The organism is Lentibacillus kapialis, from assembly GCF_014646635.1.
Taxonomy (GTDB): domain Bacteria; phylum Bacillota; class Bacilli; order Bacillales; family Amphibacillaceae; genus Lentibacillus; species Lentibacillus kapialis.
Genome location: NZ_BMNQ01000013.1, coordinates 1 through 13,859, shown reverse-complemented (window position 1 = coordinate 13,859; position 13,859 = coordinate 1). Strand labels below are relative to the sequence as shown.

The window sequence follows — 13,859 nt, the reverse complement described above, 5'->3', positions numbered from 1 at the left end:
GGAATGACAAGGGAGGAATGAGTTATGAAATTCATTGATAATCAGGGTATTACTGATCCGGCTATAAATCTGGCAATTGAAGAGTATATATTGCAGAAATTCGGGGAAAAGGATACATATTTATTATTCTATATTAATAATCCTTCGATCATAGTCGGCCGGAATCAGAATTCAGTTGAAGAAATCAACACCGAATACGTGGACAATAACGGTATTAAAGTTGTCCGCCGTCTGTCCGGCGGTGGGGCGGTCTACCACGATCAGCAGAACCTGAATTTCAGTTTTATCACAAAAGATGACGGGGAGAGTTTCCAGGACTTTGCGAAATTCACTCAGCCTATTGTTGATGCACTGAATAAGCTGGGAGTGCCCGCTGAAATGAAAGGGCGCAATGATTTGGCTGTTGAAGGCCGTAAAATTTCCGGGAATGCAATGTTTTCAACAAAAGGGCGTATGTTCAGCCATGGGACATTGATGCTTGACTCGGAAATTGAAAATGTCGTATCCGCATTGAATGTTAATAAAGAAAAAATAGAGTCAAAAGGTATCAAATCAATTCGCAGCCGTGTTGCCAATATTTCTGAGTATCTTGATGAAACGATTTCGATGGATGAGTTCAAAGATATGATTCTGAAATATGTTTTTGACGTGGAAGATATTAAAGATGTGCCACAATATAAATTGACTGATGCCGATTGGGAAGAAATCCATAAGATTTCCGAAAATCGTTACCAAAAATGGGAGTGGAATTTTGGCAGGTCTCCAAAATTCAACGTGCAGTCATCGCATAAATTTGATGCGGGTCTGGTTGACGTTAGGCTTGATGTTAAAAACGGTGTGGTTGATAACTGCAAAATTTACGGAGATTTCTTTGGATTGGGCGAAATCAAAGATCTGGAAGATGCACTGACAGGCATACGCCATGAGCGAGAAGCGATTCAGGAGGCCTTGGCAGATGTCGATGTTCCACATTATCTTGGCAAAATTCCAAAAAATGAGTTTATAAAACTGCTGTATTAATACAATGTAAGGCCGGTTCTATCATATATAGGCCGGTTTTTCTATTCCTATATGGGAAATCGCTCTCATTTGAAATTCCGTTAATCCTGTTTTACAATAAAATGAATGATTATTCATTCAATTAAAGGGGGAAGGAATTGTGAACATAACCGAACAATTAACCGTGACCGCAAGAAAGAATCGTCGCAAAACAGCCTATATATTTCAGGATCAGGAAATAAGCTATTTAGAGCTTGAAGGCGCTGTGACGAAGTTTGCTTCCAGACTGCAACAGCTCGGCTATAAGAAAGGGGACCATATAGCCCTTGTCGTCGGAAATAGCCCATATTATATCATTGGATTATACGGTGCATTACGTATGGGGGCTGTCGTTATTCCGGTCAATCCATTGTACACACCGCATGAAATGTCTTACATATTGCGGAATGGGGATGTGAAAGCAATCATCACAATGGATGTGTTATTGGAAAAGTTTGAACCGATTGCCGATCAGCTTCCGGATGTCCAACACTACATATTATGTAACAGCGGTACCGAGTCAGCACACGACAAAAGTCCGCTAGCAGCAAAAATGAAATCGTTTACGCAAATGGTGGAGGAAGGCAGCCTGGGGTTTGATGACCCGGGAACAACTGATGAGGATACGGCGCTTATTCTATATACATCCGGAACGACAGGTAAACCAAAGGGCGCCATGCTTTCCCATAAGAATATTTACTCGAATGCGAAAGACGTAGCGGATTACTTAACCATTGGCGGAGAAGACCGGGTGATCGCTGCATTGCCGATGTTTCATGTTTTCTGTCTGACGGTTGCACTTAATGCTCCGCTGATGAACGGCGGAACGGTTTTAATTATGCCGAAATTCTCGCCGCAGGAAGTATTTCGGGTTGCGCGCGTCCATGAAGCGACTGTTTTCGCAGGTGTCCCGACTATGTACAATTATCTGCTGCAAAGTGCCGAAAACAGTCAAGACGACTTTTCTGGTATCCGTTTGTGTATTTCAGGGGGATCGGCAATGCCGGTTTCATTGCTGAAAGGTTTTGAAGAGGCCTTTGATGTCAAGGTTTCTGAAGGATACGGGCTGTCGGAGTCCTCACCGGTTACATGTTTTAACCCGCTTGATCGTCCGCGTAAGCCGGGTTCAATTGGAACCAGTATCCTTCACGTGAAAAACAAAGTTGTTGACGAATTTGGTGAGGAATTGCCGACCGGTGAAGTGGGGGAATTGATTGTTCATGGACCGAATGTTATGAAGGGTTACTACAAACTGGAGGAAGAAACAGCAACAGCTTTAAAGGATGGCTGGCTTTATACCGGTGACATGGCACGAATGGATGAAGAAGGGTACTTTTATATTGTCGACCGCAAAAAAGATATGATTCTGGTGGGCGGCTATAATGTATATCCGCGCGAGGTGGAGGAAGTGCTTTATGATCACCCCGGGGTAGCCGAAGCAGCTGTCATTGGAACGCCGCATCCGGAATCAGGTGAGTCTGTTCTTGCTTTTATTGTAACAAACGACTCTTCGTTGGATAAAACAACGTTATTGGAATTCTGCAGGGCACATCTGGCAAAATATAAAGTTCCGTCGAAAATAGAATTTATGGACGAACTGCCGAAGAACACGACAGGAAAAATATTGCGGAAGAACCTGCGTGAACGAACAGCACACTAAAGTGAAGCTAACATTCAGCAGGCCACCTGCTGAATGTTAGTTTAACAAAATCAGATTATACGGAATGGTGACCCCATTGTCTATCTGACCAGGTTCGCTTAAATCATGAAGTGGGAGTCCGTTTAGGTAGGATGAATGGAATATGTGACACTTTTTCTGCTTTTAGCTTTAATTTTAAGAAAAAAATGAATTTTATATTGCCTTTTTTAGTTCAAATTGGTAAATTATAGATATACCTCTTTCTTTTCATGTTACATGAAAGGATGAAAAAGAATGATTGATAATTTTTATTCTTCACCACATGAAATGACTCCCCTCACAATGGCGGTTATTGCACAGCAGGATGAAAACGGGAGCACCCGTACACTGGTTTTGGAAGAGCAGGAAGAATATTCTGTCCCCCATCCCCCAAGTAAAATGATTAATCATGCATGTAAGTTTTTTGGATCGAGCCTGCGTGGCAGACAAGACGGCACGAGGGGGATCTGTGGTATTACCCATAAAGCTCCCATCTCGATTGATCCGACCAGTGGCATGTATTTTTTCCCTACGGCATCGCCAACCAGCCCAAAATGTTCATGGATCGCCCATTCTCATATTGATCGGATAAATCAGGGCCCGGGAAAGCAGACAGAGGTGATTTTCAGGAATCAAAAATCCATTCTTCTTGATATTTCATTCGGTTCAATGCTCAATCAGGTGCAGCGGACGGCACAATACCGGTACTTGCTGGACAATCGTATTAAATATCTGCAGAATCATGCTGCTGATAAAGCGCCGGAGCCTTTTGTATAAGCTCCTGTATGATCGTCTCCACTTTTTTGCGAATTGCCGGGTTAAAGTAATTACGCTTCTCTTCGCGTCCCCTGCAAAGAAATAAATAGGATGAAAAGGAGTCATTTTTATTCAGTGCAACGACTCGAATTTTTTTATCCTGCATCATCTTTTGGAGTTCCCTTCGTTCATTTGCAGCTTCGGTATTCATTTTTTCCAGAAGATCTGTGTAAGGCTCTTTTATTTTAAATGTGCCGTGCCGGATGTTGTGAAGATCCTGTTGAATAACCACCATCGCCATTGAAAGGAACAGGAAGCGTGAAGCAAGCTGCAGTTCTTCGTCATTCAGATAGCGCACGTTATCTCCTCCGTCATCGAACGTTAGTTCTATTTCATTTATATTATATGATAAAATGAACAAAAAATATACTATAAAATTTTATATAAGGTAAAATGGAAAGAAAGAGGTAAATGCAGTCTGGTCAAAGGCCCTGTCAAAGGGAACTTTTTCGACAATGGCTGTTACGAACTATACGATGACGGATAAATTTAAACAAAATCAGTTATACTGGAAAATAGACGAAGAAGCCGTTTCACATTAAGGGGAGCTCACATGTATTTGTTAAACGTCAGCATTATGGACTGGAAGATCTGGCTTGAAAAAGACAAGCTCGATGAACTTATAATCCATCTGTTAAATGAATATGAAAGCTTGGGGCCTTTGCCGGGAATCCTCTTACCATTTGTTGAAGCCTTCTTGCCATTTTTGCCTTTAGTTGTTTTTGTACTTGCTAATTCAGCAGCATATGGTTTATGGAAGGGATTCATATTTTCATGGATTGGAGCCAGCGTTGGATCGGTGCTCGTATTTGTATTGATACGCAAGCTGGGGGATAAACGGCTTTTTATTGCGTTGCGCCGTAATAAACAGGTGATCCGTGTGACCACTTGGGTGGAACGGCATGGGTTTGGCCCGCTCTTTCTGTTGATGTGTTTTCCATTTTCTCCTTCATCGGTCATCAATGTGGTGGCGGGTCTTTCAAAAATAAGTATACAGCAATTTGTTCTGGCAGTTTTTATGGGGAAGTCAGTCATGATTTTTTCTATAGCCTTTGTCGGCTCAAGTATCTTTGAATTTGCCAAGAATCCGGTTAGAACAATTGTTGTCGGAATATGTATTGTATTGTTTTGGCTGTTTGGCAAATATATTGAAAGACGTCTGCATCGGAAGACGGTTATAACAGAAAATTCCGGGCGTGAGCAGGTTAAAAAGTGAATAAACAGGGAAGACTAGCATAGGTGAAGGTCGCCAAGAGACTAGTCATAATACCCTGGAGGAAACTGAGATGAATAAGAAATATTTTCGTAAAATAATGCCGATTATCCTGGTGGCGTTGGCTCTGGCTATTATTTTCCGGTCTAACTTGTTTGCAAGCTATATTGTCAATGGCGAATCAATGGAGCCGACATTATATGACGGCAATCTGCTAATGGTCAATAAAGTGGTTTATAATCTGACAGATATTGAACGTTTTGATGTTATTGTATTTCATGCGGATGAACAGGATGATTATGTCAAACGCGTCATCGGGCTTCCTGGTGATGAAATTGTTTACAAGGATGATAAATTATACATTAATGGTGAATATGCAGCCGAACCATTTTTAGAGTCATTTCGAAAAATGAGTGACGATACACCGTATACGGAAGATTTCACATTGGAAGGTGTCACTGGAAAGACGGAAGTACCGGAAGGAAAGTTGTTCGTGATGGGAGATAACCGGGGCGAAAGTCTCGATAGCCGAAAAATAGGATTCATTAATGCCGAAACGATAGTCGGAAAGGTAGATGTCAAATACTGGCCATTCTCAGAAATGAAACTAAGTTTCGGATAAAAGAGAACTTCATTCAATGAGCGCTTTTACCAACTGAGTGTCGGTTGAACGAGTCGAACATTTAAGGGGCGTAACAGATTAATGGAATAAAAACTTACGCTTAGAAAGTGTCTGAAACCTGTTTCTTTGTTAAAATAAGAGGCAGGTTTTATTTTAACGTCAGAAAGTATAAATGATGGATGATCTTATAAGAAACGAACATGGCTACGCCTTCTCGTAGCCACCATCTACCATGAAAATGAATGTCTGCACCCACTACAAAAGCTTCGGCATTCGCTATAAGACGAGGCCAATGCCAAGTTTTCTAAGCAGTTAAGAAAGTATAAATTATTTCTTACTGCATAAGTGCAACTAAGGCTTTCGCCATTAAAGCTTGGCGATAAGCCAAGTTTTCTAATGTTAGTTCAAAGGAGCACAAGACGGCGTGGTTTTAGCGGGCGGGATGAACGGACCTGAGATACAGGAGTAGTGGAAAAATGCGTTAACGGGAAACACTGATGTGTCACTTTACCGGACTTTTTAAACAATCTTTTCAAGAATGTATTTACGGGGGGCGGAATGATGGGAATCCGATTTTTATTAGGAAGAGCCGGAACCGGTAAAGGTGAATGGATTTTAAATGATATTCGACAACAACTAGCCAAAAATCCGCAAGGCTCGCCAATTTTTTATATTGTACCTGATCAAATGACGTTTCAGCAGGAATATACTTTATTTCAGGATGAAGCCATTAAAGGAAGCATACGCGCTCAGGTAGTCAGTTTTTCACGTCTGGCATGGCGCGTTCTGCAGGAAACCGGCGGCAGCACCAAACAGTTCATCAGTTCAGTCGGAACCCAGATGATGCTCCGTAAAATTATTGCAGAAAAAGAAAATGAATGGGATATATTTCAGAAGGCTTTGGAGAAACAAGGTTTTCTGGAACAGCTTGAGAGTATGATTACTGAATTCAAACGCTATCGGATCACACCGGAAATGCTGGATTTGCAGATGGAACAGATGGAGAAGTTTGTCCATAAGGAACCTGGCGAGGCAGCATTAGCGGGCAAGCTTAACGATTTGGCATATATCTATGAAAACCTGATGCGTGCCATGGAGGATAAATATATTGATAGTGAGGATCAGCTGCAGCTGTTGGCTGATAAAATACCAGCGGCGCCATTACTCGAGAATGCTGACATTTATCTTGACGGATTCCACCGGTTTTCGCCGAAGGAATTGCTTGTTATAGAAGCCCTAATGAAAAAGTGCCATTCAGTGACGGTGGCATTGACAGCAGAGATGCCAAATCAGGACAATCTTTCTGAACTGGATTTGTTTTATCAGACAAAAGAGACCTATCAAACATTGCGGACACTTGCACAGGAGAATCGTATTCCAATCAATGAACCGGTTCTGTTGGGTCAGGAAGATGGAAGGTTAAAGGATCGAGGATATTTTGCTCATTTGGAACGCTATTTTGACCACAGGCCTGCTCCTGCATATGACGGTGAAGTTCCCATTCAGATTGCTGAGGCGGTGCATCCGCGTGCAGAAGTTGAAGGGGCCGCTCAGGAGATTCTCCGTCTTGTCAGAGAAGAACATTACCGTTTTAAAGATATAGCAGTGTTTATTCGTCAAACCGATGTTTACCATGATTTGATTGATACGATTTTTGAGGATCATGACATCCCTGTTTTTATCGATGAAAAACGAAGCATGCTGAATCACTCACTAGTAGAATTTCTTCGTTCCGTTATGGATATTGCTGCAGGGAATTGGCGATATGATGCTGTTTTCCGAGTGTTAAAAACAGGATTTATCCCATCTGTTGATACCAACTATCCGCTGAGTGACGATGCGATCGATGAACTGGAAAATTATGTGCTGGAGTATGGTGTCCGCTCGCGTGAACAGTGGTTCGCTGATCATGAATGGGTCTTTCAGCGATTTCTTGGATTTGACCAATCGCCACAGACGGATGAAGAAAAAAGGACACAGCAGCGGATCAATGCTTACAGGGATCAGGTGGCCCGCGCTTTACAGGTATTTGATAACGATATCCGAAAAGCAAAGACGGTACGAAAACGGTGTGAAGTCATTTATTTGCTGCTGGAGGAGCTTGATGTACCCGGCAGGCTCGAAAAAATGCGGGAAACTTTTGATGCAGAAGGTCAAATAGAAAAGGCGCGTGAACAAGAACAAGTATGGAATGCTGTCATTCAGCTGTTGGATGAAATGGTTGAAATGGCCGGTGATGAGACGATGACGATGGAAACATTCCGTGCTGCAATCGAGGCAGGCTTTGAGTCACTGTCATTTGCTCATGTTCCACCAAGTATTGATCATGTTATTGTTGGTACGATTGATCGTTCACGGATAAGCGATGTAAAATGTTCCTTTCTGCTCGGTGTTAATGACGGCGTATGGCCGATGAAACAGGCAGAGGATGGGCTAATTAATGAACAGGAACGCCATCTTCTGGCAGAACACGGTATGGAATTGGCGGAAAGCAGCACACAAAAACTGCTGGATGACTGGTTTTATATGTATCTGGCATTTACATCAGCTCATGATTATTTATGGATCAGTTATCCGCTTAGTGATGAGGAAGGCAAGACAAAAGTTCCATCACAAATGGTTAAGCGTGTGGAGGATCTGTTTCCTGCCTGCTGTGACCATCTGCTGTTACAAGATCCTGAAGAATTGGCGGATGCGGAACGGTTTATCACCACACCGATTAAAACAAGAGCAGCATTGACGGCTCAGCTTGCTCGCAGCCGGAAAGGATACCCAGTCAAAGACGTCTGGTGGCATGTTTTGAATTGGTACATACGAAACCATCCAAAAGATGGGACGACGTACATGATTCTGCAAAGTTTGTATTATCAAAATCAGCCGGTAGATTTATCACAGCAGACGACTGAACAACTGTACCCAAAACAGGTAAAGGCCAGTGTGTCACGACTCGAGACGTATTATCGCTGTTCATATCAACATTTTGCCCAGTACAGCCTGCAATTGCGGGAACGGAAGACATATAAACTTGACGCGCCTGATATTGGTCAGCTATTTCATGAAGCACTGAAAAAAATCACCGAGTGGATACAGGACTCAAATAGAGACTTTTCACAATTAACCCAAAAGGAAAGTGCCGGCTATGCACAGCAGGCTGTTGAGAAACTTGCGCCTGTACTGCAACATCAGATCTTGCATAGCTCAAACCGCTATCAATATATTCAGCAAAAATTGCAGGATGTTATCACACGCGCAACTTATATCTTGAGTGAACAGGCTCGCCAAAGTGACTTTTCCCCGGTTGGGCTTGAACTTGGCTTTGGGGATAATGAGAAACTTAATCCGATGACACTGCCGCTTTCGAACGGTTTTGAATTAATGCTGCGCGGACGGATTGACCGTGTTGATAAGGCTGAGAGTGCAGAAGGTTTATTTTTGCGAATTATTGATTACAAATCAAGCGAAAAAGGGTTAAACCTGATTGAAGTTTATTACGGTTTGGCCCTGCAGATGCTGACGTATCTGGATGTCGTACTCTCTCAGTCGGAACAATGGCTTGGGGTTAAGGCATCACCGGCCGGTGTCCTTTACTTCCATGTTCATAATCCTATGGTGTCAAGCAGCATGAACATGTCCGATGATGACATTGAAAAAGAGTTATTTAAAAAGTATAAAATGCAGGGGTTGCTTCTGTCGGATGAACAAATCGTTAAAATGATGGATACGACGCTCGACTCGGGAAGAAGTCAAATCATTCCGGCGGGTGTTAAAAAGAATGGCGATTTCTACAGTGGTTCGAAAGTTGCTGACCATGAAACATTCCACAGCCTGCAAAATCATATCCATCACTTGATGACGCAGGCAGGGATTGATATGACATCAGGAGGTGTTCACTTAAATCCGTATCAGTATAAACAGCAGGTCGCATGCACCTACTGCCCATTTCTGTCCGTTTGTCAGTTTGACCCGATTCTGGAGGAAAATAACTATCGTAAGCTGACAGATATGAAAGATGATGACATTCTACAGAAGCTCCATGGAAAGGAAGGGTCATGATGGTTTGGACAAGGGAACAGGAAGAAGCGATTTATACGGATGGAAGTGACGTGCTTGTTGCTGCAGCCGCTGGCTCGGGAAAAACGGCTGTGCTTGTAGAACGGATCATACAGAAATTGCTGCGGGAGGAAAACCCGATCGATATTGACTCACTGCTTGTTGTTACATTTACAAATGCGGCAGCACAGGAGATGCGCAACAGGGTCGGACTGGCTTTGGAAAAAGCGTTGGCAGATGACCCGGGATCCAGCCATTTGAAAAAACAATTGTCATTGCTTCAGCGCGCATCCATTTCGACGCTTCATTCCTTCTGTCTTGATATTGTCAGGCAATACGCGTATTTGCTCGATATTGATCCTGCTTTTCGGATCGCTGATGATATGGAAGCAGATTTAATAAAACAGGAAGTCATAGATGATTTGTTTGAAGACTGGTATGGAAAAGAAGGGGAAGATCAGCAAAACTTTTTTGCGGTAGTTGATCGTTTTTCCAATGACCGCAGTGATACGGATGTGGAGAGCCTCGTCCTTGATTTATACACATTTGCTATGCAGAATCCCTGGCCGGATCAGTGGCTTGATGGACTGGCAGACGTTTATGATATTCCTGAAGATTGGCGGGAAGATGACTTAAACTGGCTTTCAATCATCAAAAAGGAAGTCAGAAACGAATTTGAAGCGATCAACCAAGAGATGCATTTGGCAATGGATCTTACCCGTGAAAGTGATGGTCCTTATCATTATGCCGAGACAATCGAATCCGACCTGGCGAATTTGCAGGAGGCTGAAGGGAATCTTGCTTCATGGGAGGCATTACAGCCGTTAATGGTTTCCAGTTCATTTGCACGATTATCTGGAAAGAAAGCCGATTGTGATGAAACGAAAAAAGAGAAAGTGAAGAAACTGCGTGACAATTATAAAAAACGCTGGAACGGTATGAAAGACAGGTGGTTCAGCCGGGATCTGGCCGGTCATGTTGCCGACATGCAGGAACTGGCGCCAGTGATCAGGCAATTGACTGAACTGGTTAAACAATTTAAAATCCGGTTTACCGAACAAAAACGCGAGCGGGCAATAGTTGACTTCTCCGATCTTGAACATGACGCTTTGCAGCTGTTAATGGACAGCACTTCAAACCCCGGGGATATTAAACCATCCAATGTAGCTGTTAGCTTAAGGGAGCAATTTTCGGAATTGTTGGTTGATGAATACCAGGATACTAATCTTGTCCAAGAGACAATATTGTCACTGATAAGCGATCAAAAAGGGCCTGGGAATATGTTTATGGTGGGGGATGTCAAACAGAGCATCTACCGGTTCCGTCATGCTGAACCATCCCTTTTCATCGATAAGTACAAACGGTTCGCTGATAATACATTGTCAGCAAAGCGGATTGACCTGGCAAGCAATTTCCGAAGCAGGGAACATGTTCTGTCGGGCACCAATTATATCTTCAGACAGGTTTTGGATGAATCATTGGGTGAGATTGATTATGAACCGGACGCCGAACTGATTTATGCCAATAACATGTACGATGACATGCCTCATTCAGAGCCAGAGCCGGAACTTATCATGATTGACCGCGAATCACCGGAGGAAAAAGAAGACGTAACCATGGAAGAGGAAGACTATCAGGATTTGGAAAAGGCTCAACTTGAAGCACGTGCCTATGCTTGGAAAATTAAAACTTGGATTGGGCAAAAAGATAAGGATCCAATGAAAGTCTATGATAAAACAACAGATGCACAACGGGATGTCCAGTACCGGGATATGGTTATTCTGCTCAGGTCTATGACATGGGCGCCCACGATTGTGGATGAATTGAAAAAACAAGGTATTCCAGTCTATGCCGAGCTTTCAACTGGATATTTTGAAGCGATCGAAGTAAAAATCATGCTGAATCTTTTGAAGGTGATTGACAATCCAAGGCAGGATATACCGCTTGCTTCAGTTCTGAAGTCGCCAATTGGCGGGCTGAATGAGGAAGAGCTTGGACAGATCCGGCTGGCTGATAAGCGCGGTACTTACTATGATGCGCTGACAGCTTTTCATCAGAAGAATACAGGTGATACAGCTGTGAAAGTGGCCAGCTTTATGGAAAAGTTGAAAAAATACCGGCTTGCATCACGTCAGGGAGCTTTATCAGAGCTGATCTGGCAGATTTATCGGGAAACAGGTTATTATGATTTTGTCGGCGGTATGCCGGGAGGTCGGCAGCGGCAAGCTAATCTGAGGGCGCTTTATGACCGGGCAAGAGGCTACGAAACAACGTCATTCCGTGGCTTATTCAGATTTTTGCGGTTTATTGAACGGATGGAAGAGCGCGGTGATGATCTGGGGGCTGCCCGTGCTCTCAGTGAACAGGAAGATGTCGTCCGTATTATGACCATTCACAAAAGTAAAGGGCTTGAATTTCCGGTTGTCATTCTTGGTGCCATGGATAAACAGTTTAACATGCAGGATTTGAACCAGCGGTATTTGCTGCATAAAGACCTTGGCTTTGCCAGCAAATACATTGACCCGACTAAACGCATCACATATCCCACGTTGTTCTATCATGCTCTAAAACAGGCGAAATTGCGAGAGACGTTGGCTGAAGAAATGCGTGTTTTATATGTTGCGTTGACCCGGGCTAAAGAAAAACTGCTGATGGTCGGCAATGTTGCATCATTCGCTAAAAAGCAGGAGACATGGGAACAGATAATTGATCATTCCGACTGGATTTTGCCCGCACATTATCGTATTCAGGCGAAAACATACCTGGACTGGATTGGACCTGCATTAATCCGCCACCAGACGAATGATGTTTTGCGGACAATGGATGTGTCTGATCAGGTGCTTGAGACGATCCGGGTGGACCCGTCTGAGTGGAATGTCTCCATTGTGCACGGAAGTTCCTTAGCCAATATGGATGAGGAAAAAACTGCTGAAGCTACTGAACTGAAAAAAAATATTGTAAATTGGGAAACGCTAAATGTTGATCAAAATGTGTACGAGCAAGCTGTTGATAACCGGCTGTCGTATACGTATCCTTATGAACAAGCTGCACATTACCGCGCAAAGCAAACCGTTACCGAAATCAAACGGCAGCGCGAACTAAAGGATGAATACAGCAGTGATCAGCTCGTCCAGAAGTTCCAGGCGCCGATTGTCAAACGCCCGGTATTTATGCAAAAGGATCAGACCATAACCGCTGCCGAGCGTGGAACTGCGATGCATACCGTAATGCAGCATATACCACTGGGGAAATCGATGCAGCCTGATGAGATTGTGGCGTTTGTCGAGTCGTTGGTTCAACGGGAGATGCTAACAGATAAAGAAGCAGAAGCCATCGATATTCAAGCTGTTGCGGCATTTTTTGAAACGTATATCGGCCAACTGGTTATGGACGCACCGGTTATCTATCGCGAGGTGCCATTCACATTGACATTGCCCGCAAATGAAGTCTACGCCAATTGGGCGGATGAAACTGACGAACACGTATTGATTCAGGGGGTTATCGATTGTGTCGTACCCGTGGATGATGGTTGGATTATACTGGATTATAAGACAGATACGATTACAGATGACGTGAATGATCGTATAAAAGATAATCTGTTGCAGCGTTATGAGGTGCAAATGAAGCTTTATAAACAGGCTCTGGAACAAATATGGAAAGAACCCGTGAAAACGGCACACTTGTATTTCTTTTCAAGACAACTGGAATTAAAAATATAGGCTGTTTTCTTAACACTTGTTGTTTTTAACGTTAAATCCATAAACTGCGACGTAGTGACAGGGTTGATTTCCGCTTCGGACAGTCGCTTTCCGCGGGCAACGCTTCAGCCTCAAGAAAACTTCTTCCTGCGGTGTCTTCAGCTGTTGCTTTTCCCGCAGAAGTCTCCTGCCCTCCGCTCCAATCAACACTATGTTGGGGTCTTGCATATTCCAGCTGTTAGACTTGATGTTTAAGAAATCCAGTTTTATCCGGCTTAAAATAGTTTGATTCATAAATATTCTGTGAACAAAACTTAGCGGAGTGTATTTCCGGAGCGGTAGAAGACGTACTGACTTCTGTTTAAAGTTATGTTGTGATTTATATCAACTGTAAAGTTAAAGAGGTTGTTCAAAAAGTCCGGTAAACATGACACTTCGAATTTCTTCGTTGGCTTGTTTCTCCGCCGCTCATGTATCTAAAGGCATACATTCCGCTGCTCGAAACTGCGCCGTCTCGAACTTCTTGGTCCTTTTTATCCTCATTTTTGAACACGCACTTAAATAACAATTTTTTTATAACGTCAGAAAGTATAAATGATGGATGACCTTATAAGAAAAGCTTCGGCATTCGCTATAAGGCGAGGCGAATGCCGAGTTTTTCTAGAAAGATCAGAAAGTATATAATTTTTAGCCCTATTGATACTTCGTCGAATATTGCCACGTCCGGCTCTAGCACTAATGCTG

Annotated in this window: 8 protein-coding genes; 7 read left to right on the top strand and 1 reads right to left on the bottom strand. The window is 43.1% G+C overall.

From position 1 onward, the window contains the following. Window positions 1–24 precede the first annotated feature (24 nt). From lplA to IEW67_RS06830, 3 genes are all read left to right on the top strand, one after another. A complete protein-coding gene (gene lplA, locus IEW67_RS06840; RefSeq protein WP_188632317.1) occupies window positions 25–1,020 on the top strand; it encodes a lipoate--protein ligase in 996 nt (331 codons plus the stop codon). 139 nt (window positions 1,021–1,159) lie between these two features. Next, window positions 1,160–2,698 carry a fatty acid--CoA ligase family protein gene (locus IEW67_RS06835; protein ID WP_188632316.1) on the top strand — a complete coding sequence of 513 codons (1,539 nt, stop codon included), beginning with the start codon at window positions 1,160–1,162 and terminating at the stop codon, window positions 2,696–2,698. A 273-nt stretch (window positions 2,699–2,971) separates the two neighbouring features. After that, the gene (locus IEW67_RS06830) at window positions 2,972–3,493 is read left to right on the top strand and encodes a competence protein ComK (RefSeq protein WP_188632315.1); all 522 of its coding nucleotides are present in this window, start codon (window positions 2,972–2,974) and stop codon (window positions 3,491–3,493) included. Here IEW67_RS06830 and IEW67_RS06825 read toward each other — a convergent pair. Further along, the gene (locus IEW67_RS06825; RefSeq protein WP_188632314.1) at window positions 3,441–3,830 is read right to left on the bottom strand and encodes a YhjD family protein; all 390 of its coding nucleotides are present in this window, start codon (window positions 3,828–3,830) and stop codon (window positions 3,441–3,443) included. The two genes, IEW67_RS06830 and IEW67_RS06825, sit on opposite strands and share 53 nt — an antisense overlap. A gap of 255 nt (window positions 3,831–4,085) precedes the next feature. On the opposite strand from IEW67_RS06825, the gene IEW67_RS06820 reads away from it, so the two are divergent. From IEW67_RS06820 to addA, 4 genes are all read left to right on the top strand, one after another. Then, a complete protein-coding gene (locus IEW67_RS06820; protein WP_188632313.1) occupies window positions 4,086–4,748 on the top strand; it encodes a TVP38/TMEM64 family protein in 663 nt (220 codons plus the stop codon). A 70-nt stretch (window positions 4,749–4,818) separates the two neighbouring features. Then, window positions 4,819–5,367, top strand: coding sequence for a signal peptidase I (gene lepB / locus IEW67_RS06815; RefSeq protein ID WP_188632312.1), 549 nt, complete (start codon window positions 4,819–4,821; stop codon window positions 5,365–5,367). 561 nt (window positions 5,368–5,928) lie between these two features. Beyond that, window positions 5,929–9,420: a helicase-exonuclease AddAB subunit AddB gene (gene addB, locus IEW67_RS06810; protein ID WP_188632356.1), complete on the top strand. Its 3,492-nt coding sequence runs from the start codon at window positions 5,929–5,931 to the stop codon at window positions 9,418–9,420. After that, window positions 9,417–13,136 carry a helicase-exonuclease AddAB subunit AddA gene (addA, locus tag IEW67_RS06805; protein ID WP_188632311.1) on the top strand — a complete coding sequence of 1,240 codons (3,720 nt, stop codon included), beginning with the start codon at window positions 9,417–9,419 and terminating at the stop codon, window positions 13,134–13,136. Before addB ends, addA begins: the two co-directional genes overlap by 4 nt. The last annotated feature ends 723 nt before the right edge of the window (window positions 13,137–13,859 follow it).